This window comes from Mesorhizobium sp. M0106 (genome assembly GCF_040322715.1).
Lineage (GTDB): Bacteria > Pseudomonadota > Alphaproteobacteria > Rhizobiales > Rhizobiaceae > Mesorhizobium.
The window spans coordinates 19,860-39,226 of sequence record NZ_JAMYUA010000051.1 but is presented as its reverse complement, the minus strand read 5'-3'; the positions used below and the strand labels follow the sequence as shown (position 1 = coordinate 39,226).

The following is a 19,367-nucleotide window of genomic DNA, read 5'->3' as shown; positions in this document are numbered from 1 at the left end:
CCTCGTTGAAACGATCGAGGCAACCGAATGCAACAACTACTTCGCAAACGCCGGCTACGCTTCCATCAAAACGTGAAAGGCTCTAAAGCAACTGCCCGAGAAATTCCTGGACGGCATGGCCCGGCCGAAAATTGCCGATGCGCTTGATCTCCCACTGCAGCCGGATGCCTGATCTTTCGAGCACGCGCGCACGCACCGTCTCACCGAGATATTCAAGCTCGTAGCCCGTGGCGGTTCCGGTGTTGATCATGAAGTTGCAATGCATCGGCGACATCTGCGCCCCACCAACCATCAGGCCGCGGCAGCCGGCCTTGTCGATCTCCTTCCAGGCCGAGGTGCCCTCAGGATTCTTGAAGGTAGAGCCACCGGTCTTTTCGCGGATCGGCTGCACGGTCTCGCGATGGTTCTGGACAGCATCCATCGCGGCCTTGATCGCCGCCTTGTCCTCAGGAATGCCTTCGAGCAGCGCCGACGTGAAGATCAGCCCGGACGGCGCCGCTGAATGGCGATAGGCATAGCCCATGTCGGCGTTGCTCAGCGTATGAACATTGCCCTTGCGGTCGAGTGCCCGCACCTCGACCACGCGCTCGCGCGTCTCGACGCCATTGGCGCCGGCGTTCATCCTCAGCGCTCCGCCAATGGCGCCGGGAATGCCGTGGTAGAAATGAAAGCCACCGATGCCGGCCTCGTAGGCAACGGCCGCAAGGCGCTTGTCGGGTGTCGCGGCGCCCGCCTTGATCGTGGTCGGCGCAATCACTTCGGTCTCGCCAAAGCCTTTGGCCGAAAGCCGGATGACAAAGCCCGCAATGCCGCCGTCACGGACAAGCAGGTTCGAGCCGACGCCGACGATGGTCAGCGGAATTTCCTCCGGCACCGCCTTCAGGAACGTGGCAAGATCGTCCTCGTCGGCCGGCTGGAACAATGCGTCCGCGAGCCCGCCGGCTCGAAACCAGGTGATCTTGTCCATCTCGGCATTGGGCGTGATGCGGCCGCGCAGTCCGGCAAGCCGGTCGCCAAGCTTCTCGATCAACGCCTGGCCGCGCATCATGAGATGGTCCCGCCGAGTTCCTTGGGCAGCGCATAGGCCCATTGGGTGATGTTGCCGGCGCCGAGGAAGACGACGAAATCGCCCGGCTTCGCCACCTCGCGCACGATCGGCGCAATCGCCGCCGGACCTTCGATGTAGCGTGCGTCGCGATGGCCGCCGGAGCGGATGCGCGACACCAGTGCGTCGGACGTGACGCCGTCGATCGGTTCCTCGCCGGCTGCATAGACGGGCGCCACCATTACCGTATCGGCGTCGTTGAAGCAGACGGAAAACTCGTCGAACAGATCGCGCAGCCGGGTGAAGCGATGCGGTTGGATAACGGCGATGATGCGACCCTTGGTAGCGCTGCGCGCAGCCTTCAGTACCGCCGTGATCTCGACCGGATGATGACCGTAATCGTCGAACACATCGACACCGTTCCACGAACCGGTATGGGTGAAGCGCCGCTTGACGCCCGCGAAAGACGACAGGCCCTTCTTGATTGCCTCAGCCGAAAGGCCGAGCTCATGCGCGACGGCAATCGCCGCCGTCGCATTGGAGACATTGTGGCGCCCGGGCATGGGCAGCCGCAGGCCTGATATCGTTATCTGGCCGTGCGTCTTGCGGTCGCGGATCACCACGTCGAATTCCGAGGTCGGGCCGTCCATGCGGTGATTGGTGAAGCGCACGTCGGCCTGCGCATTTTCGCCATAGGTGATGACGCGCCGGTCCTCGATGCGGGCGACCAGCGCCTGCACCTCGGGGTGGTCGGTGCACATCACACCAAAGCCGTAGAACGGCACATTCTCGACGAACTGACGAAACGCTTCGCGCACTTTGTCGAAGGAGCCGTAATGGTCGAGGTGCTCGGGGTCGATATTGGTGACGACGGCAATCTCGGCCGGCAGCTTGAGGAAGGTGCCGTCGCTCTCGTCGGCCTCGACCACCATCCATTCGCCGTCTCCCATGCGGGCATTGGTGCCATAGGCATTGATGATGCCGCCATTGATTACCGTCGGGTCGAGCCCGCCGGCTTCGAGTAGCGTCGCCACCATCGAAGTCGTCGTCGTCTTGCCATGCGTGCCGCCGATCGCGACCGCCTGCCGGAAGCGCATCAGCTCGGCCAGCATTTCGGCGCGCCGCACGATCGGCAGCAACTTCTCTCTCGCCGCCTTCAGCTCCGGGTTGGATTTCTTGATTGCGGTGGAGACGACGACCACTTCGGCCTCGCCGAGGTTTTCGGCCTGATGGCCGACGAAGCATTCGATGCCCTTGTCGCGCAGCCGCTGCACATTGGCGCTGTCGGCCTGATCGGATCCCTGCACCTTGTAGCCGAGATTGTGCAGCACCTCGGCGATGCCGCTCATGCCGATGCCGCCAATGCCGATGAAATGCACGAGGCCGATCGTCTGTGGCATCTTCATGCGTGCGTCTCCTTCCTGAATTCCGAAACGGATTTCCTGGACGCAATAGCCTCTGTCAGATCGGCGAGCAACCGCGCGGCATCCGGTTTTCCGGACGATTTCGCCGCCGCGGCCATTGTCGCCGCCTTGCCTGGATCATCCATCAGCCCGCCGACAAGCACGGCGATCCGCTCCGCCGAAAGCGTGGATTGCGGATGCACCTCGGCGCCGCCCGCTGCCGCAAGGGCCGCCGCATTCGCCGCCTGGTCGTGGTCGAGCGCGTGCGGATAAGGCACCAGCAGCGCCGGCCGGCCGATCACCGCGATTTCCGATACGGTCGATGCGCCGGAGCGCGACATCACCAGATGCGCCGCCGCCAGCCGCGCCGCCATGTCGGTAAAGAAGGGCGACACCTCGGCCTCGATGTCAAGCGTGGCATAGGCCGCTTTCACCCGCGCCACATCGTCGGCGCGCGCCTGCTGGGTGATCGCCAGCCGCCTGCGCTGTGCATCGGAAAGCCGGGCGATCGCCGCCGGCACCGCATCGGAAAAGAACTGCGCGCCTTGGCTGCCGCCAAACACCAGAAATCGGAACGGCTCTTCACCGGCCGATGCGGCATAAGGCGTCTTCGCCGCTTCCAGCACTTGCGGCCTGACCGGATTGCCGGTGGTCACCGTCTTGACGCCTGTAGCACTTGTGTCTTCCGGTAGGAAACCACCGGCAATAGCGTCGACGCGGCCGGCGAGCGCCCGGTTGGCACGGCCCATCACCGCGTTCTGCTCGTGGATCAGCGTCGGCACCTTGCGCCGGGTCGCGGCATAGAGCGGCGGCAGCGTCGGATAGCCGCCGAAGCCGACCACGATGGCAGGCTTGACGCTGGCGATGACGGCCGATGCCTGCCGCACCCCGCGCCAGATTTTCCAAAATGCGGCGAGCACGGCAAAAGGATTTTTCGACCCCATCGTCGCCGACTGGATCGGATGGATGGCGGCCGCCGGGAACTGCCCGGCAAAGCGCTCGGCGCGTTCGTCCGTCGCCAGGTGCACCGCCCAGCCGCGCCCGGTCAGTTCGTGCGCCAGTGCCTCGGCCGGGAACAGATGTCCGCCCGTTCCGCCCGCCGCCAGAAGGATGACCCCCTTGGCCATCTCACTCCGCCGGCATCGCACGCGGCGACGGCATGAAGCCCAGCTGCTTGCGCTTTTCCGGGCGCTTGCGCGTCAGCGCCAGCACCATGCCCATCGAGATGGCGATCGCGATCTGCGAGGAACCGCCGTAGGAAATGAACGGCAGCGTCATGCCCTTGGCGGGCATCAGCTGCAGATTGACGGCCATGTTGATGACCGACTGCAGGCCGAAGACCGTGACCAGGCCGCCAACCGCATAGCGTGTGAAATCGTCCTGCTCCTTGAGTGCCGTGTTGAGGCCGCGCAGCACGATGAACCCGAAGATGGACATGATGAAGAAGCACATGATCAGCCCGAATTCCTCGCCGGCGACCGAGAAGACGAAGTCGGCATGGCTGTCGGGGATGACCCGTTTGACGGTGCCCTCGCCCGGCCCGACGCCGAACCAGCCGCCATTGATCAGCGCCTCGCGGCCCATGTCGACCTGGAACGTGTCGCCCTCGCCGGTCATGAAGCGGTCGATACGGCCGGCAACGTGCGGGAACACTGCATAGGCGGCGAACACGCCGCCGACGCCTGCAGCACCCAGCGCGACGATCCACAGCCACGGCAATCCGGCCATGAAGAACATCACCCCCCAGGTGCCGAGCACCAGCATGGTCTGCCCAAGGTCAGGCTGCGCCACCAGCAGCGAGATGACCAGTGCAAGCAGCAACATGGCGAACAAATTGCCCGGAATGTCGGGCTGGCGCTTGTGCTCGGCGAACAGCCAGGCGCAGATGATGACGAAGGCCGGTTTCAGGAACTCGGACGGCTGGATCGACAGGCCGGCTAGCGACACCCAGCGCCGCGCGCCCTTCACCTCGACGCCGATATAGAGCACCGCCACCATCAGAAACAGCATGATGCACAACATGACCAGCGCCATGCGCCGGATCTGCCTGGATTCAAGGAACGAGACGGCCAGCATTACCCCAAGCGCCGGAATGGTGAAGATAATCTGGCGTGTCGCGAAGTGGAAACTGTCGAGCCCGATGCGCTCGGCCACCGCCGGGCTTGCGGCGAAGGACAAAACGATGCCGAGCCCCATCAGCGACAGGAACGCCGCCAGGAACCAGCGATCGATCGTCCACCACCAGGTCGCCACAGGGCTTTTGTCGAGACGGCTTTGCATTATCGTGTCCCTCCGATGGGCTTCACGCCATCAATGGCGGTTGCGGCTTGCCTGAACGCCTCGCCGCGGACTTCGAAATTCTTGAACTGGTCGAAACTGGCGCAGGCCGGCGACAGCAGCACCACTGCCTCGCCGCTACTATCCCTGGCCGCATCGCGGGCGGCGTGTTCGACTGCCGCCGCCAACGTGCCTGATATCTCGTAGCGCACCGCTTCGCCCAGCGTCGCCGAAAAGGCCGGTGCGGCTTCGCCGATCAGATAGGCCTTGGCGATGCGCGGGAAGAAGCCGCGTAACGGCTCGATGCCGCCCTCTTTCGGCAGGCCGCCGGCAATCCAGTAGATACGCGCAAAGCTCGACAGCGCCGGTGCAGCGGCATCGGCGTTGGTCGCCTTGGAATCGTTGACGAACAGCACATGCCCTTTGCGGCCGACCTGCTCCATGCGGTGCGCCAGCCCAGGGAAACTCTCCAGTCCGGATTGGATCTCGCCGAGCTCGAGCCCGACCTTGAGGCAGGCGGCGGCGGCGGCCAGCGCGTTCTGCGCATTGTGCTGGCCGCGCAACGAGCCGATGCCTTCGAGGAAGGCGACACGGCTGTAGCGGCCGTGCACGGCTTCCATTAAGTTGGTGCCGTCAGCGAAATAACCGTCGGTCAGCGGCAGGCGCTTGGAGATGCGGATGACCTGCCGGCCGGCCCGCTCCAGCCGATCGGCGATCTGGGCGCACCAGGAATCGTCGACACCGATGATTGCCGTCTCGCTGCCGGCCACCAGCCGCTCCTTGATCGAGGCGTAGTGTTGCATCGTGCCATGGCGGTCGAGATGGTCCGGCGTCAGGTTGAGCAGCACACCGGCCGTCGGATTGATCGAAGGGGCAAGATCGATCTGGTAGGAAGAGCACTCAACCACATAGTGCCGTTCAGGCTGCGGCGGATCGAGCGTCATCACCGCGCGGCCGATATTGCCGCCCATCTGCGTGTCGCGCCCAGCCGATTTTAGGATGTGCGCCGTCAGTGCCGTGGTCGTCGACTTGCCGTTGGTGCCGGTAATGGCAATGAAAGGTGCTGCCGGTGCCAGCAGCATCCGCTCGCGGCAGAAAAGCTCGATGTCGCCGATGATCTCCACGCCTGAGCCCCGCGCCAGCTCGACGGTCCAGTGCGGCTTGGGATGCGTCAGCGGCACGCCGGGCGACAGCACGAAGGCGGAAAACCTCGCCCAGTCCGCACCGCGCAGGTCCGCTGTCGTGATGCCGACCGCGCCGGCCTTGGCGACGCTATCGGGATTGTCGTCCCAGGCCAGCACATCCGCGCCGCCCTCGATCAGCGCGCGCGCCGTGGCAATCCCCGAGCCACCGAGCCCGAAGAGCGAAACGCGCTTGCCTGAAAAGGATGCGGCGGGGATCAAGCGGCCTCCTATCTGAGCTTCAGGGTCGACAGGCCGACCAGCGCCAGGATGACGGCGATGATCCAGAAGCGGATCACCACCTGGCTTTCGGTCCAGCCGAGCTTTTCGAAATGATGGTGGATCGGCGCCATCAGGAAGACGCGCTTGCCGGTCATCTTGAAGTAGCCGACCTGGATGATGACCGAGAATATCTCGACGACGAACAGGCCGCCGACGATGACCAGCACGATCTCGTGCTTGGTCGCCACCGCGACCGTGCCGATCAGCCCACCCAGCGCCAGCGAGCCGGTGTCGCCCATGAAGATCGCCGCCGGCGGCGCATTGAACCAGAGGAAACCGAGACCGGCGCCGATCACCGCTCCAAGGACCACCGCAAGTTCACCGGTGCCGGGCACGAAATGGATCTGCAGATATTCGGCGAACACCGCGTTGCCGGAGAGATAGGCGATGACGCCGAAGGATGCGGCTGCGATCATGATCGGCACGATCGCCAGCCCGTCGAGACCGTCGGTCAGGTTCACCGCATTGCCGGCGCCGACGATGACGAAGCACGAGAACGGGATGAAGAACCAGCCGAGATTGACGAGAAACTCCTTGGCGAAAGGGAATGTCAACGATGACGAGAACGGCGCCTGGCCGTTATGCATGATCACCCAGGCGGCGATGCCGGCGATGACGAATTCGAGCCCCAGCCGCGCCTTGCCGGAAAAGCCGAGATGCGATTGCTTGGTTACTTTGAGATAATCGTCGTAAAAGCCGATCGAGCCGAATCCCAGCGTCACCAGCAGGACCACCCAGACGTAGATGCTCGACAGGTTCGCCCACAGCAGCGACGAACCGACGATGCCGGACAGGATCATCAGTCCGCCCATTGTCGGCGTTCCCGCCTTCTTGAAATGCGTCTGCGGCCCGTCGGCACGGATCGGCTGGCCCTTGCCTTGCCGCAGCCGCAGCGAATTGATGATGGTCGGTCCGAAGATGAACACGATCAGCGCCGCTGTGATCAGCGCTCCGCCGGTGCGGAATGTTATGTAGCGGAAGACGTTGAAGACCGAGATCTTGTCCGCAAATTCGACGAGCAGTGTTAGCATGCGCTTGCGTCCCCCGGACCGATCCTAGGTCTGTCTGCTGGTTGTGGCTTCCGCCGGAAACTTGCCGAGCAACGCCTCGACCAGCTTTGAAAAGCCTATGCCCTTCGACGATTTGATCATGACCACGTCGCCGGGCTTTAATTCCGATAGAAGAACCGGTTTCAGATCTTCCGCACCGGCGCGGTACTCCGTCCTGATCTCGCCGGGCAAAACGTCGGCCAGCGCCCGCATCTCCGGGCCGCCGAGAAAGACCGTGCGCGTGTCGGTGCCGACGATCAGACCGGCAAGCGCGGCATGCAATTTCGCCGAATGGCTGCCGAGCTCGAGCATATCGCCGAGCACGGCAATGCGCCTGCCCTCGCCCGACACCGGCGTCGTGTTGAGCAGTGCCATTGCAGCCCTCATCGACGCGGGATTGGCGTTGTAGCTCTCGTCGATCAGCGTGATCGGCCCGTTGGGGTGACGCAACACATAGCGCTTGCCGCGTCCGCGTTCGGGCGAAAGATCGGCCAGCGCCTGCGCAACCCTGTTAACGTCGGCGCCGACCAGATGCGCGGCACCAAGAACCGCGAGCACGTTCTGCACCATATGGCGGCCCGGCGCGCCGATCCTGGCGACAATCTCGTGCCCGCCAATCTTGGCGGTGATGACCGAGTGATCGGCATTGAGCTCGCATTTGATCAGTTTGAAGGTCGCCCGGGCATTCTCGCCGAACCCGTAGACATGCTCGACGCCGGCCTCTTTGGCCATCTTCTCCAGCAGCTTCCAGCGCGCATCGTCGCGGTTGAGAAGGGCGGCGCCACCGGGCTCCAGTCCCTCGAAAACCTCTGCCTTGGCCTTGGCGATCTCGTCCAGGTTGCGGAAGAAGCCGAGGTGAGCGGCCGCGATCAACGTGACGATGGCGACATGCGGCCGGACCATCTTGACCAGCGGCCGGATCTCGTCGGGATGGTTCATGCCGATCTCGAAGACGGCATAGTCGCAATCCTGCGGCATGCGCGCCAGCGTCAGCGGCACGCCCCAGTGATTGTTGAACGACTGGGCCGATGCATGCACCGTACCGACCGCGGAGAGAGCCTGGCGTAGCGCTTCCTTGGTGGTGGTCTTGCCCGCCGATCCGGTCACGGCAATGACCCTGGCCTTTGAGCGTGCGCGCGCCGCAACGCCGAGCTTTTCCAGAGCGACAAGCACGTCCTCCACGACGATCATCGGTGCAGTCAGCCGCCCCAGCGACGGCAGCTTGCCCTCGGCGACGACCAGCACGCCGGCGCCCGCCTTGATGGCAGCCGTGACGAAATCATGGCCGTCCATGGCCTCGCCCTTGATGGCGAAGAAAGCGTCTCCCGGCTGCAGGCTGCGGCTGTCGATGGAAATGCCGGCGATGCCTTCAGGCATCGGACCGAGCGGCCGGCCATCCATGGCGGCAACCAGCGCCTCGGAGGTCCACAGATAGCTCACGCCGCTTGCTCCCGCAGCGCCGAGCGAACTTCCTCATGATCGGAAAAATGCAGCGTCTCGGTGCCGATGGTCTGGCCTTCCTCATGGCCCTTGCCGGCCACGATCAGCGTGTCGCCAGCGTGAAGCATCCCGACCGCCTCGTGGATGGCCTTGCGCCGGTCGCCGATCTCGATGGCGCCGGGTGCGGCCTCCAGGATCGCGGCGCGGATCGTCTCGGGTACTTCCGAGCGGGGATTGTCGTCGGTGACGATGACCACGTCGGCCAGTCTTGTGGCGATCTCGCCCATGATCGGCCGCTTGCCTCGGTCCCGGTCGCCGCCGCAACCGAATACGACGATGACGCGGCCGGTGGTAAAGGGGCGCACCGAAGCCAGCACGTTTTCCAGCGCATCCGGCTTGTGCGCGTAGTCGACATAGACCGGCGCGCCGTTGGCGGCCGTCCCGACAAGGTCGAGCCGTCCCGGCGCGCCCTTCAATTTCTCCAGCGCCATCAACGCCTTGGCAACAGATGTTCCAGTCGAAATGGCGAGGCCGGCCGACACCAGCGCATTTGCAATCTGGAAGTCGCCGGCCAGCGGCAAGTCGACTTCATGGAGAACGCCGTCCGCTTCGACCTCGGCGCGCTGGCGGTGGCGCTCGTGCTCGACCCGCTTCAGCCGCAGGAAATCGCCGTGGCGGCCGACCGTCAGCACATTCAGTCCCCCTGCCCGCGCCGCCTTGATCGTCGGCTCCGACCACGGGTCGTCGGCAAAGATGACCGCCGGCGCGCCCTTCGGCAGCAGCGCGTCGAACAGACGCAATTTGGCGCGATGATAGTCCTCGACCGTCGGATGATAGTCCATATGGTCGCGGCCGAGATTGGTGAAGCCGCCGGCCGCAAGCTTGACGCCGTCGAGCCGGCGCTGGTCGAGGCCATGGCTGGACGCTTCCATCGAGGCGTGGGTGACGCCGGCCTCCGCCAGCTCCTTGAGCAGCCTGTGCAGTGCCACCGGATCCGGCGTGGTCAGCGAGCCATATTCGTTGCGGCCCGGCGCCACCACGCCGGTCGTGCCGATCGAGGCGGCGGCGAAACCCGCCTGCTCCCATATCTGCCGGGTGAATGCGGCGACCGAGGTCTTGCCGCTGGTTCCGGTCACCGCGACCATGGTTTGCGGTTGCATGCCGAAAAAACGTGCAGCACTCAGCGCCAGTGCAAGGCGCGGATCGTCTACGACAAGAACCGGGATTGGCAGCCCGGCGACGGCACTGCCCTTGCCGACCACGATCGCTGCAGCGCCTCGGCTCGCGGCATCGGCTGCGTAGGCTGCGCCATCCGCCTTGGAGCCGCTGAGCGCGAAAAAGACGACGCCCCGTGTTACCTGGCGGGAATCCGACGAAATCCCTGTAACCTCCATATCGAAGGAAGCTGTCCCTTCGACAGGCAGGATACCGGCTAGATTTTTCAGCTTCATCGAACCCCGTTCATCGCAACAAAATAGCGCGCAGTTGCCGGCGCGCCCCAAGAATCACTGATAGGAAACCAGCGTTGCACCATTTTCATGGCTGAAATCTGGCTTCACGCCAAGCATGGAAGCCGCACGTCGGATGATGTTTGCAGCCATGATGCCCGCGTTCGAGGCGGCCGTAGCACCCATGCCGGGCTTTTCCGGCCTCGGTTCGTCGGCGATCGTAAGCACTATGTATTGCGGATCGTCCATCGGGAAAGCCGCAACGAAGGCGTTGAAATTCTTTTCCTTCGAGTAACGGCCGTTGACAACCTTCTCCGCCGTTCCCGTCTTGCCGCCCACCCGGTATCCTGGCACCCGTGCATTGCGGCCGGATCCCTTTTCGGCATTGAGTGCATAGAGATAGCGCATGCCCTCGACCGTCTTGTCGCTGACCACTTTCTTGGCCACCGCCATCGCCTGCTCCTGCGTGCGCGGCAGGAAGGTCGGGTCCATCAGATAGCCGCCATTCATCAGCGCGGCGCAGCCGACCGCTGTCTGCAGCGGCGTCGTCGACACACCGTGGCCGAAGGCGATGGTGATCGAATTGACCTGCTTCCAGACCTTGGGCTCGGTCGGCCGAGCGACTTCCGGCAGTTCGGTCTGCATCTTCTCGAGGATTCCCAGGCGATGCAGGAATTCGCGGTGTCCGTCGATGCCAACCGCTTCGGCTTCCTTGGCAGAGCCGATATTGGAGGAGTAGATGAACACTTCCGGCACCGACAGTACCCGGCCCTTGCCATGGAAATCATGGATGGTTTGATGGCCGATCCTGATCGGGCGCGACGCGTCGAAACGGCTTTGCAGCGTTATCTTGCCGGAATCGAGCGCCATGGCAGTGGTGAAGCTCTTGAAGGTCGACCCCATTTCATAGAGGCCGGCCGACATACGGTTGAGCCGGTCCTTGTCCTGCGCGTTATAGGGGTTGTTCGGATCGAAATCCGGAACCGACGCCATCGCCAGCACCTCGCCGGTCTTGACGTTGAGCACGACGGCGCCCGCCGCGATGGCGTGGTACTTTTCCATGCCGGTGGCGACCTCGTCGCGCACGATATGCTGGACGCGCAGGTCGATCGAGAGCTGCACCGGCTTCAAATCCTTGGCCACCGCGAGGCCCGACGCCTGAAGATCGCTCAAGCCCTGTTCGTCGATGTATTTCTCCATGCCGGAGATGCCCTGATTGTCGATGTTGGTGAGGCCGACAATGTAAGACGAGGTTTCGCCGGCCGGATAGAACCGGCGCTTTTCGGTGCGAAAGCCGAATCCGGGGATGCCGAGTTGCATGATGTCGGCCTGCTGCTTCGGCGTCAGTTGCCGCTGCAGCCAGACGAACCCGGCGCCGCTCTTCAGCTTGTTATATGTCTGCTCGTAGTCGATCTCGGGAAGCACCGTCGACAGCTTTTCGATCGCCTCGTCGGCATCGACGATGCGGCGCGGTTCGGCAAACAGCGACGCGGTCTTGATGTCGGTCGCCAGCACTTCGCCGTTACGGTCGACGATGTCGGGTCGCGATGCCGTCACCCGGCTCTGCGGGCCGCCCGACAGGTCGGGATTCTGGAAACCCAGATAGACCAGCCGCCCGGCAATGGTCGAATAGATGCCGAAGAACACCGCCATGGTCATGACGATGCGGGTCCTGCCCTTGCCACCGGTCGCCTTGCGGGCACCTTCGACCACGATCGATCCGCCTGCACCGGCCTGTGAACCGCTCTTCAGCAGCCTGCCAATCTTTGGAAATCTGGCAGCCATTGGAAATCCGGTGATCATTGGACGATGCCTCCGGTCACCGCGGGATCCTTGCCGCCGATATCGGCCATGCCGCCCAGCCGGTGCGATGAAAGGTCCTCGATGTTGACGGGTTTCGCCGGCAGATCGTCCAGCCCGACGATCTGGCGCGCATTGACCGGCTCGAGTCCGAGTTGCGATTTGTAGATTTCGGTGAGCTTCTGCAGGCGCGACGGCTGGGTAAGCAGGCTCCAGTCCGCCTTGAGCAGGTCGATCGTGTCCTCCTCATAACGGATCTGCGCCTGGATCTTGTGCACTGCCGCCAGTTGCTCCTCGGCCTCGCGCTTGGTCTTGTAGGTCAGGGCAGCCGCCGAAACCATGACGGCGATCAGGACTATGTCGCTGGTACGAAACACGTGCTCACCTCTCTCCCGGTCGATCGGCGCCGGGAAGCTTTGGGCCAGGCAGTTTTGGCAGGCCGAAGATCGAAAAATCGCCGGCACGCGCCGGCGCCTCTGTACGGATCGCAGCGCGCAGCCTTGCCGAGCGCGCCCGCGGATTTGCCGTTATCTCGGCATCGCCAGGCGTCACGCCGCCGCCCTTCTTGGTGAAGGTGGCGGTGCGCGCCTGGGCCTCGGGGAGATGCCGCGATCCGGTCGCTGTATCGGCTCTGTCGGCGATGAAGCGCTTGACGATGCGGTCCTCGAGGGAATGGAAGGTCACCACGGCAAGCCGCCCGCCCGGTTTCAGCACGCGCTCGGCGGCAAACAGTGCCTTGGCCAGTTCGCCGAGTTCGTCATTGACGAAGATGCGCAGCGCCTGGAAAACGCGGGTGGCCGGATGGATCTTGTCTTTCGGCGCGCGACCGATATGCGTCTCGATGGCATCGGCAAGGTCGAGCGTGCGCTCGAAGGGGCGTTTTTCGCGACGGCTCTCGATCATGCGGGCGATGCGCCCGGCATGGCGTTCCTCGCCGAGAAAACCGAAGATGCGGGCAAGATCGCCCACCTTGAAGGTGTTGACGACGTCGGCGGCGCTCAGGCCCGCCTGCGCCATGCGCATGTCGAGCGGCCCATCGGCCCGGAACGAAAAGCCGCGCTCCGGCTGGTCGATCTGCATGGAGGAGATGCCGATGTCGAGCACGACGCCATCGGCACTTTCAACCTGCTCGTCGAGCGTCGAGAACGGTGCCTGGACAAGCCTGAGCTTGCCGCCGGACTGCTGTTCAAGGGCCCGCCCCGCCGCGATCGCATCCGGATCGCGGTCGATGGCGACGACCGAGGCTCCGCTTGCCAGAATGGCCTTGGTGTAGCCGCCGGCACCGAACGTGCCGTCGACGATCACCTCGCCTTTTGTCGGGGCCAGCGCCTCCAGAACTTCGGCAAGGAGGACCGGAATGTGACGGGCTGGTCCGCCAGCGGCATGAACTTCATCGCCGTCGCCCGCCATCATTCCGGCCGCTCCCCGGGCTTCGTCCCCTGCCGAAGCTGCAAAAGCCGGGCGCGTGCTTCCGTCCCGTAGGCGCTGAGCCGTCCCGGCTCCCAGATCTGAAAGAAATTGCCCCGGCCAACGAAGGCCACTTCCGCTGAAATGCCGGTATGCTCGCGAATGAAATCGCTCATCGTGATACGGCCGTCCTGGTCGAGCTTCAGAAACGTTCCATCGCCATGGCAGAAGAACGACATGTCGTCCGCCGTCTGCAGGAACGGGTCTTCCTGGGCGATACGCTGCTCGTAGCGATCGAGCAGGTCGAGCCCACCGACATCCATCGCCGGGCGATCCAGGCAGCGTAGCGCATAAAGTTCCGAATAGCCGCGTTTCTGCACAACGGCACGGAAATGCGCCGGCACGGACACTCGTCCCTTCGCATCGATCCTGTTCACCGCGTTCGACAGAAACCGGTCCATTACGCGTTACGGCCGCTTGCGCCGCCGCACCCCTCTGCATCTTCCTGTCCGCGCCGCCCCAGCCCGGTCGACGTCCAAAACCCGCTTCGTTGTGACGGGCGAACGCAGGCAAACGCGCAGCCGCCGCGGCTGCCCGATTGGCGTACGCTTCACCCTGACACGGAACGAAGGCTTGAGTATCGGAATGGGATATCATGGGGTGTTATGGGCGTCAACGGGAACAGTCTTCAAAACGCGCCTGCCACGACTGGGGAGAGCAGCTTTGACGGCACTCCGGTCTTTATCCTCCATTAAGCCTAACGAAGCGTTTAGGGCCGTCTGGTCCAACCGGAGGCGGCTTGCTGCGGATCGCTGCCGCGCATAGCCTCGGCATCTCCTTTTCCGGTCAGTAACGAGGTTTGAAATCATGTCCGAAACAGCCAAGTCACGCGCCGCGGCACTTCCCCATCTGCGCCGCGGCGGGCTGGCCAAGGGCGACCCGATCCCCTTGCCCCTGACGATGGCCGCCATCTTTCATGCGCCCGGCGACGCCACCGGCTTCGATCAATATGGCCGCTTCAGCAATCCGACCTGGGATGCGGTCGAGCACATGCTGGCGCATCTGGAAGACGCCTCATGCGTCGCCTTTCCCTCGGGGATGGCTGCCATCTCGGCGGTATTTTTCGGCCTGCTCAAAGCCGGCGACCGTATCCTGCTGCCGTCCGACGGCTATCACACGACGAGAGCGCTGGCAGAGCGCTTCCTGAAGTCCTTTGGCGTCGCTTATGATGTCCGGCCAACATCAAGCTTCCTCGACGGCGGCTTCGATAGGTATCGGCTTGCGTTCGTCGAAACGCCCGCCAACCCAGGACTGGATATATGCGACATCGCAGCCGTCGCCGAAGCCGTGCATAGAGCGGGTGCGGTGCTTGTGGTCGACAACACGACGATGACGCCTTTCGGCCAGCGCCCGCTCGATCTCGGCGCAGATATCGTCATTGCCGCCGACACCAAGGCACCAAACGGCCATTCCGATGTGCTGTTCGGCCATGTCGCCAGCCGCGACGCGGACATTATCTCGAGGGTGACCGACTGGCGCGAGACGTCGGGCGCTATCCCCGGGCCGTTCGAGGCATGGCTGGTGCATCGCGGCCTCGAAACGCTGGACGTGCGCTTCGACCGCATGTGCGCTTCCGCCGAAATGATAGCGCGACGGCTGAAAAACCATCGCGCGATCAGCGGCTTGCGCTTTCCGGGACTGGAGAGCGATCCATCGCACAATCTTGCCCGCGCCCAGATGGAGCGCTTCGGCTTTCTCATCTCGTTCGTGCTCGCCTCGGAGGACAAGGCCGAGGATTTCATCAACAATTGCGCCTTGATGCAGGCCGCGACATCGTTCGGCGGCGTGCACACTTCGGCCGAACGGCGATCAAAAAGGGGAGATGCCGTTCCGCCCGGCTTCGTTCGCCTGTCGATCGGCTGCGAGCCGGTGGAAGAGCTTTGGCAGGCGATCGAGGCGTCGCTGGACGCAATCGGTGGCTGAATCGGCAATCACGAACTTAGATCGTCGGCCGCGATCTTGCGCCGGCCGTGCAGCACGCGAACGATTTCGATCGCCTCTTCACTGACGCGGTACAGGGTGAGGTATTCGCCGACGATCAGGTGACGGATGCCGGGCGCGATGTCTTCGCGCGGTGCACCTGAGAAGGGATAAGTGGCCACTTGCTGCCAGCGGGCTTCGATCCGATCGAGCAATCGATCGGCTGCAGCCTCGTTGTCTTGCGCAACATGAAGCCAGATCGCGATTAAATCCTCTTCCGCATTTGCGGTTCGGATGATGGGCAGCAAATTCATGCCGCGCTGTCGGGTTTCAATCGTCTCCGCGCTTCGGCCTTTATTTCGTCGATCGACGCAAACCGTCCCGGTCCGCTGTCGATCCCCTCCTGCACCAGCTTGCGCAATTCCTCGACCGTGTAGCCGAGCAGGTCGCGCCGGTCCTTCCATTGCCTCAGCGCGTCGCGGATCACCTCGCTTGCCGAGGCATATTCGCCGGCGGCGACCACGTCGTCGACCGCCGCCGCCAATTCCGGCGACAGCGTGATGCTGCGTTTATCGACCTGTCCCATGACGCGCTCCTGAATACCGTCATCCAAATGGTACGATTTAATCGCACCATTTTCAAGGAATGCCGCGCTTAATTGCGGGTCGAAAAGTGAATCAACGGCTGCGCCCGAAGACGCACCTGCTGATATCAGGAGATTTCCTTTTATCGGGGAAAACTGCCAGCTGGCCTGTAAGCCGGGTTCTGTATGGCCCTCGCCCCTTACGGGGCGAGAACGTGGCGGCCATTCATCTTGGGCGCATGTTGCCATGCGCCTCACGCAACCTACCCGGACGGTGAGCCGGAAACAGCCCTCGAGGGTTTCCCCTCGCACCGCCCCTATTCGGTCTTGCTCCCGGTGGGGTTTACCGTGCCGCTCCTGTTGCCAGTCGCGCGGTGGGCTCTTACCCCACCCTTTCACCCTTGCCACGATTGGATCGTGGCGGTTTGCTTTCTGTGGCACTTTCCCTGGGGTCGCCCCCGCCGGTCATTAACCGGCACCGTGTCTCCATGGAGCCCGGACTTTCCTCACCCGCAGCCTTTCGGCTTCGCGGGTGCGGCCGCCCGGCCAGCTGGCAAGGCGTATAAAGGGGTTCAGGCCCGAAAACGCAAACGAAAAAGCAAGTTGTCGCTTGTCAGGCGGGCGCTCCAAGTGCTGCCAGCTGCACCTTGACCTTGCCGCAATAGGCTGCGGACACCGGGTTCATCCGTGTGGCGGCGTGGCCGGCATTGTATTTCAGGATCGTGCCGCAGGTCGTGCCGCCGCCGAGATCCCGCGCCATGGCAAGGTACTTCATGCCGTATTTGATGTTGGTATCGGGATCGTAGAGACCCTGAACCGAACCGCTATAGCCCATCATCCTTGCCGTCGCCGGCTTGATCTGCATCAGGCCGATCTCGCCGGCGCTGCCGACCTGGTTCGGCTGGTAGTTGCTTTCGATCTTGATGACGGCGTTGGCGAGCGATACCGGGACGCCATAGCTGGCGGCATAACGCGCAATGATCGCCGAATACTGTCCGCTGCCGCCGACAACCGCCGCCTGGGGCGCTGGCCTGCTCGTCGGAGCGACTGACGCCGTTGCCATGCGGTCGATGCTTTTGCGGTTACGCTTCACATGCAGTTTGGCGATTGTCTTTCTCGCAGCGGTTGGCCTTTTCGCGGAGACTGGCTTTTTCGTCCTTACCGCGGCCGCTTTTTCCACTTTTGCGGTGGCGGTCTTCTCTACTTTTGCACCACCCTTCGGCACGGCGGTTTTGCCGGCTGCGGCACTGAAGCCCTGATCGGCCCGCTGGCTCAGCGGTGCGCTGTTCGCCGCACTGAAGGCAAAAGTCATTACACCGGCAGCAATGGCTGCCGTTAAAACGGTCAATTTCTGCATGTGATCCTGTTCTGTTTGATCTGCACAAAGAACTTCGCGCAGATACCCTCAATCAACATCGGAACATCTGGGGAGATAGACGTCCGACAATCTGTACGGATCGCCTTTGACGACGGAATTGGCGCCAAAGAAGGCGACGCAAGTCACTTTGAGTAACAGATTGTAACTTTTAAGCTGGCAAAAGATTATTTGAGAGAGGCTATCCTTACGGAAGCGAGCAGCCTTTCCAGCGTGCGGATCGTCGATCCGTCAGCCATGCCATCGACCAGGCGCTGCCGGAAATGCCGCTGAAACACCTCGACCACGATTTCGGTCTGCCGGTCGAAAGTGCTGGTGATCTCGACGCCATAACCATAGAGCGCCAGCATCGACTGCAGCGCCTCTACCTCGGCGCCGGTATCGCCTGGCTTCAGCACGGCGCCGCGCCGGATCGGTGCTGCTGGCACAACATGGCCGATACCGGCGGCAAATAAGGCCTTCCATGGAAATTTCTCGCCTGGATCGACCTTTCGCCCCGGTGCCACGTCGGAATGGGCAAGCACCCGCTGCGCCGGAATGGAATGGCGCTCGACGATGCCGGCGCACAGGCCGATCACCGCGTCGATCTGCGGTTTTGGAAAGTTGCGATAGCCGAGCGTATGCCCCGGATTGACGATCTCGATGCCGATCGAACAGGAGTTGATGTCGCTCTGTCCGAACCACGAGCTCTTACCGGCATGCCAGGCGCGGTCGCTTTCCCTTACCATCTGAACAAAGCGGCCGTCCTCATGGACCAGGTAGTGCGACGAGACCTCGCTTGCCGGATCGCACAACCATGCCTCGGCACCGGCGCCGGTAGCCATGCCGGTGTAGTGCAGCACGATCATATCGGGTCCGAGCGTCCCGCGCCGTGGTCCGAAATTCGGCGATACCCTGACCTCGGCGCTCGGCTCATCGGGCGGAAAGCCGCTCATGCGTGCCGCAGGCCTCGCTCGATCATTTCATAGGCCGCGTTGATCGCCGCCAGCCTGGTCGTCGCGATCTTGATGAATTCCTGCGGCAGGCCGCGTGCGATCAGCCGGTCCGGATGATTGTCGGAGACCAGCTTGCGGTAGCGCCTGCGGACCTCCTCGAACGGCTTGCCACGCTCGATGCCGAGCACAACATAGGGATCGGCGGCACCCAGATCGACATGCCGGGCCAGGATGCTCTGGTAATGCGCCTCATCGATGCGGAATATCTCGGCGATGCGATGCAGGAATTGGCCCTCGCGCTCATGCACCAGCCCGTCGGCCTTGGCGATGTGGAACAGCCCGTCGAGTATGTCCTCGAGCATCAGGCAGTTCGAATGGCCCGAACCGCAAAGCTGCGCCATCCGCTCGGCATAGGTCTCGAAACCGGCAATATCGCGTTTGGCCAAATCGTAGAGCCGCGCCACATTGCGCCTCTGTTCCTTCGGCACCTCGAATATTTCCTGGAAGGCGCGCACCTCGTCTTGCGTGACGATGCCGTCTGCCTTGGCCATCTTGGCCGACAGGGCGATCATCGCCACCGAGAAGGCGACGCGCCGGCGCAGATCGGCATCGCCGGAGAAAACCGTGCGCACGGCCTCGACCACTTCGGCGACGCCTGACGACGCTGAAGATGAAACGCGTGTGACGAAGTCGCCAAGGCGGTCCCAAATCGACATGGGGGCTTCATAGGGCCAACCACCCATCGCTATCAAGCCAAGACAGTGCCGCAGGGGCTGGCCCAATCGATTTGGCGCAATGCCTGGGGCGGCTGGCGCCAGCGCTCACGTCGTCGCACTCGGCCGCCAGGCGCTGGTATCGTAAGCAGCAGAAAGGCCGGCCTGTGAGGCCAGCCTTTCCTTGGTTGTCACATTGACTACTGAGCCGGAGCAGCCGGCGCGGGCGCCGGAGCCGGAGCCGGAGCCGGCTCGGCAGGCTTGTTGGCGTCAGGAGCAGCCGGCTTCATCGTCTGGTCGGATGCCGGCGGGTTGGTGCTCTGCGTCGTGGTGTTGTCGGTGCCGCTGTTGCTGCAGGCGGCAAGGCCAAGCAACGCAAGCGCCGACACCGACGCAAGAATGAGTTTCTTCATGATATCTCTCCTCTAATCACGCCTCCGTTACCGGCG

19 protein-coding genes and 1 other RNA gene are annotated in these 19,367 nt (G+C 63.4%); 1 reads left to right on the top strand and 19 read right to left on the bottom strand.

The genetic code is table 11. The features are described from left to right. Positions 1–82: 82 nt before the first annotated feature. The 12 genes from murB to mraZ are packed head-to-tail and all read right to left on the bottom strand — an operon-like array spanning position 83 to position 13,793. Positions 83–1,048, bottom strand: coding sequence for a UDP-N-acetylmuramate dehydrogenase (gene murB / locus NKJ55_RS30735; RefSeq protein ID WP_031211769.1), 966 nt, complete (start codon positions 1,046–1,048; stop codon positions 83–85). Further along, positions 1,045–2,451: a UDP-N-acetylmuramate--L-alanine ligase gene (gene murC / locus NKJ55_RS30730; RefSeq protein WP_352453156.1), complete on the bottom strand. Its 1,407-nt coding sequence runs from the start codon at positions 2,449–2,451 to the stop codon at positions 1,045–1,047. Before murC ends, murB begins: the two co-directional genes overlap by 4 nt. Further along, positions 2,448–3,575, bottom strand: a complete 1,128-nt coding sequence (gene murG / locus NKJ55_RS30725) for an undecaprenyldiphospho-muramoylpentapeptide beta-N-acetylglucosaminyltransferase (protein ID WP_352453155.1) — start codon at positions 3,573–3,575, stop codon at positions 2,448–2,450. Before murG ends, murC begins: the two co-directional genes overlap by 4 nt. A 1-nt stretch (position 3,576) precedes the next feature. Next, the gene (gene ftsW, locus NKJ55_RS30720) at positions 3,577–4,728 is read right to left on the bottom strand and encodes a putative lipid II flippase FtsW (RefSeq protein ID WP_023676765.1); all 1,152 of its coding nucleotides are present in this window, start codon (positions 4,726–4,728) and stop codon (positions 3,577–3,579) included. Then, positions 4,728–6,128, bottom strand: coding sequence for a UDP-N-acetylmuramoyl-L-alanine--D-glutamate ligase (murD, locus tag NKJ55_RS30715; protein ID WP_023676766.1), 1,401 nt, complete (start codon positions 6,126–6,128; stop codon positions 4,728–4,730). Before murD ends, ftsW begins: the two co-directional genes overlap by 1 nt. Positions 6,129–6,136: 8 nt before the next feature. After that, positions 6,137–7,219: a phospho-N-acetylmuramoyl-pentapeptide-transferase gene (mraY, locus tag NKJ55_RS30710; protein ID WP_023676767.1), complete on the bottom strand. Its 1,083-nt coding sequence runs from the start codon at positions 7,217–7,219 to the stop codon at positions 6,137–6,139. Positions 7,220–7,243: 24 nt separating this feature from the next. Then, positions 7,244–8,677, bottom strand: a complete 1,434-nt coding sequence (locus tag NKJ55_RS30705; protein ID WP_352453154.1) for a UDP-N-acetylmuramoylalanyl-D-glutamyl-2,6-diaminopimelate--D-alanyl-D-alanine ligase — start codon at positions 8,675–8,677, stop codon at positions 7,244–7,246. Beyond that, positions 8,674–10,128, bottom strand: a complete 1,455-nt coding sequence (locus NKJ55_RS30700) for a UDP-N-acetylmuramoyl-L-alanyl-D-glutamate--2,6-diaminopimelate ligase (protein WP_352453153.1) — start codon at positions 10,126–10,128, stop codon at positions 8,674–8,676. The genes NKJ55_RS30705 and NKJ55_RS30700 overlap by 4 nt, the downstream gene beginning before the upstream one ends. A 54-nt stretch (positions 10,129–10,182) precedes the next feature. Next, complete coding sequence (locus tag NKJ55_RS30695; protein ID WP_352453152.1) at positions 10,183–11,910, bottom strand: peptidoglycan D,D-transpeptidase FtsI family protein; 1,728 nt, start codon at positions 11,908–11,910, stop codon at positions 10,183–10,185. A gap of 14 nt (positions 11,911–11,924) precedes the next feature. Beyond that, complete coding sequence (gene ftsL / locus NKJ55_RS30690) at positions 11,925–12,302, bottom strand: cell division protein FtsL (RefSeq protein ID WP_352453151.1); 378 nt, start codon at positions 12,300–12,302, stop codon at positions 11,925–11,927. A 4-nt stretch (positions 12,303–12,306) separates the two neighbouring features. Then, the gene (gene rsmH, locus NKJ55_RS30685; protein ID WP_352453150.1) at positions 12,307–13,338 is read right to left on the bottom strand and encodes a 16S rRNA (cytosine(1402)-N(4))-methyltransferase RsmH; all 1,032 of its coding nucleotides are present in this window, start codon (positions 13,336–13,338) and stop codon (positions 12,307–12,309) included. Continuing rightward, positions 13,335–13,793 (bottom strand): division/cell wall cluster transcriptional repressor MraZ, encoded by a 459-nt coding sequence (gene mraZ, locus NKJ55_RS30680; protein WP_254818997.1) that lies wholly within the window; start codon positions 13,791–13,793, stop codon positions 13,335–13,337. The genes rsmH and mraZ overlap by 4 nt, the downstream gene beginning before the upstream one ends. 406 nt (positions 13,794–14,199) lie before the next feature. On the opposite strand from mraZ, the gene NKJ55_RS30675 reads away from it, so the two are divergent. Beyond that, positions 14,200–15,315: a cystathionine gamma-lyase gene (locus NKJ55_RS30675; RefSeq protein WP_352453149.1), complete on the top strand. Its 1,116-nt coding sequence runs from the start codon at positions 14,200–14,202 to the stop codon at positions 15,313–15,315. Positions 15,316–15,323: 8 nt separating this feature from the next. Here NKJ55_RS30675 and NKJ55_RS30670 read toward each other — a convergent pair whose 3' ends face one another. From NKJ55_RS30670 to NKJ55_RS30640, 7 genes are all read right to left on the bottom strand, one after another. Continuing rightward, a complete protein-coding gene (locus tag NKJ55_RS30670) occupies positions 15,324–15,626 on the bottom strand; it encodes a type II toxin-antitoxin system RelE/ParE family toxin (protein WP_352453148.1) in 303 nt (100 codons plus the stop codon). Next, the gene (locus NKJ55_RS30665) at positions 15,623–15,898 is read right to left on the bottom strand and encodes a type II toxin-antitoxin system ParD family antitoxin (RefSeq protein ID WP_352453147.1); all 276 of its coding nucleotides are present in this window, start codon (positions 15,896–15,898) and stop codon (positions 15,623–15,625) included. The genes NKJ55_RS30670 and NKJ55_RS30665 overlap by 4 nt, the downstream gene beginning before the upstream one ends. 152 nt (positions 15,899–16,050) lie before the next feature. After that, an RNA gene (rnpB, locus tag NKJ55_RS30660) (RNase P RNA component class A) lies at positions 16,051–16,449 on the bottom strand. Positions 16,450–16,508: 59 nt separating this feature from the next. Further along, positions 16,509–17,252, bottom strand: a complete 744-nt coding sequence (locus NKJ55_RS30655; RefSeq protein WP_352453146.1) for a lytic transglycosylase domain-containing protein — start codon at positions 17,250–17,252, stop codon at positions 16,509–16,511. A gap of 185 nt (positions 17,253–17,437) precedes the next feature. Continuing rightward, positions 17,438–18,205: an N-acetylmuramoyl-L-alanine amidase gene (locus tag NKJ55_RS30650; RefSeq protein WP_352453145.1), complete on the bottom strand. Its 768-nt coding sequence runs from the start codon at positions 18,203–18,205 to the stop codon at positions 17,438–17,440. Then, positions 18,202–18,921 (bottom strand): TerB family tellurite resistance protein, encoded by a 720-nt coding sequence (locus NKJ55_RS30645; protein ID WP_352453144.1) that lies wholly within the window; start codon positions 18,919–18,921, stop codon positions 18,202–18,204. The genes NKJ55_RS30650 and NKJ55_RS30645 overlap by 4 nt, the downstream gene beginning before the upstream one ends. A 197-nt stretch (positions 18,922–19,118) precedes the next feature. Next, positions 19,119–19,331, bottom strand: a complete 213-nt coding sequence (locus tag NKJ55_RS30640; protein ID WP_352453143.1) for a hypothetical protein — start codon at positions 19,329–19,331, stop codon at positions 19,119–19,121. Positions 19,332–19,367 lie beyond the last annotated feature (36 nt).

Bases quoted from the DNA above. Each gene is read 5' to 3' on its own strand.
- NKJ55_RS30675 (WP_352453149.1), top strand. From the start codon at position 14,200: ATGTCCGAAACAGCCAAGTCACGCGCCGCGGCACTTCCCCATCTGCGC.
- rsmH (WP_352453150.1), bottom strand. From the start codon at position 13,338: ATGATGGCGGGCGACGGCGATGAAGTTCATGCCGCTGGCGGACCAGCC.
- NKJ55_RS30670 (WP_352453148.1), bottom strand. From the start codon at position 15,626: ATGAATTTGCTGCCCATCATCCGAACCGCAAATGCGGAAGAGGATTTA.
- murG (WP_352453155.1), bottom strand. From the start codon at position 3,575: ATGGCCAAGGGGGTCATCCTTCTGGCGGCGGGCGGAACGGGCGGACAT.
- mraZ (WP_254818997.1), bottom strand. From the start codon at position 13,793: ATGGACCGGTTTCTGTCGAACGCGGTGAACAGGATCGATGCGAAGGGA.
- NKJ55_RS30640 (WP_352453143.1), bottom strand. From the start codon at position 19,331: ATGAAGAAACTCATTCTTGCGTCGGTGTCGGCGCTTGCGTTGCTTGGC.
- ftsW (WP_023676765.1), bottom strand. From the start codon at position 4,728: ATGCAAAGCCGTCTCGACAAAAGCCCTGTGGCGACCTGGTGGTGGACG.
- murC (WP_352453156.1), bottom strand. From the start codon at position 2,451: ATGAAGATGCCACAGACGATCGGCCTCGTGCATTTCATCGGCATTGGC.
- murB (WP_031211769.1), bottom strand. From the start codon at position 1,048: ATGATGCGCGGCCAGGCGTTGATCGAGAAGCTTGGCGACCGGCTTGCC.
- NKJ55_RS30655 (WP_352453146.1), bottom strand. From the start codon at position 17,252: ATGCAGAAATTGACCGTTTTAACGGCAGCCATTGCTGCCGGTGTAATG.
- NKJ55_RS30650 (WP_352453145.1), bottom strand. From the start codon at position 18,205: ATGAGCGGCTTTCCGCCCGATGAGCCGAGCGCCGAGGTCAGGGTATCG.
- NKJ55_RS30665 (WP_352453147.1), bottom strand. From the start codon at position 15,898: ATGGGACAGGTCGATAAACGCAGCATCACGCTGTCGCCGGAATTGGCG.
- NKJ55_RS30700 (WP_352453153.1), bottom strand. From the start codon at position 10,128: ATGAAGCTGAAAAATCTAGCCGGTATCCTGCCTGTCGAAGGGACAGCT.
- mraY (WP_023676767.1), bottom strand. From the start codon at position 7,219: ATGCTAACACTGCTCGTCGAATTTGCGGACAAGATCTCGGTCTTCAAC.
- NKJ55_RS30695 (WP_352453152.1), bottom strand. From the start codon at position 11,910: ATGGCTGCCAGATTTCCAAAGATTGGCAGGCTGCTGAAGAGCGGTTCA.
- NKJ55_RS30645 (WP_352453144.1), bottom strand. From the start codon at position 18,921: ATGTCGATTTGGGACCGCCTTGGCGACTTCGTCACACGCGTTTCATCT.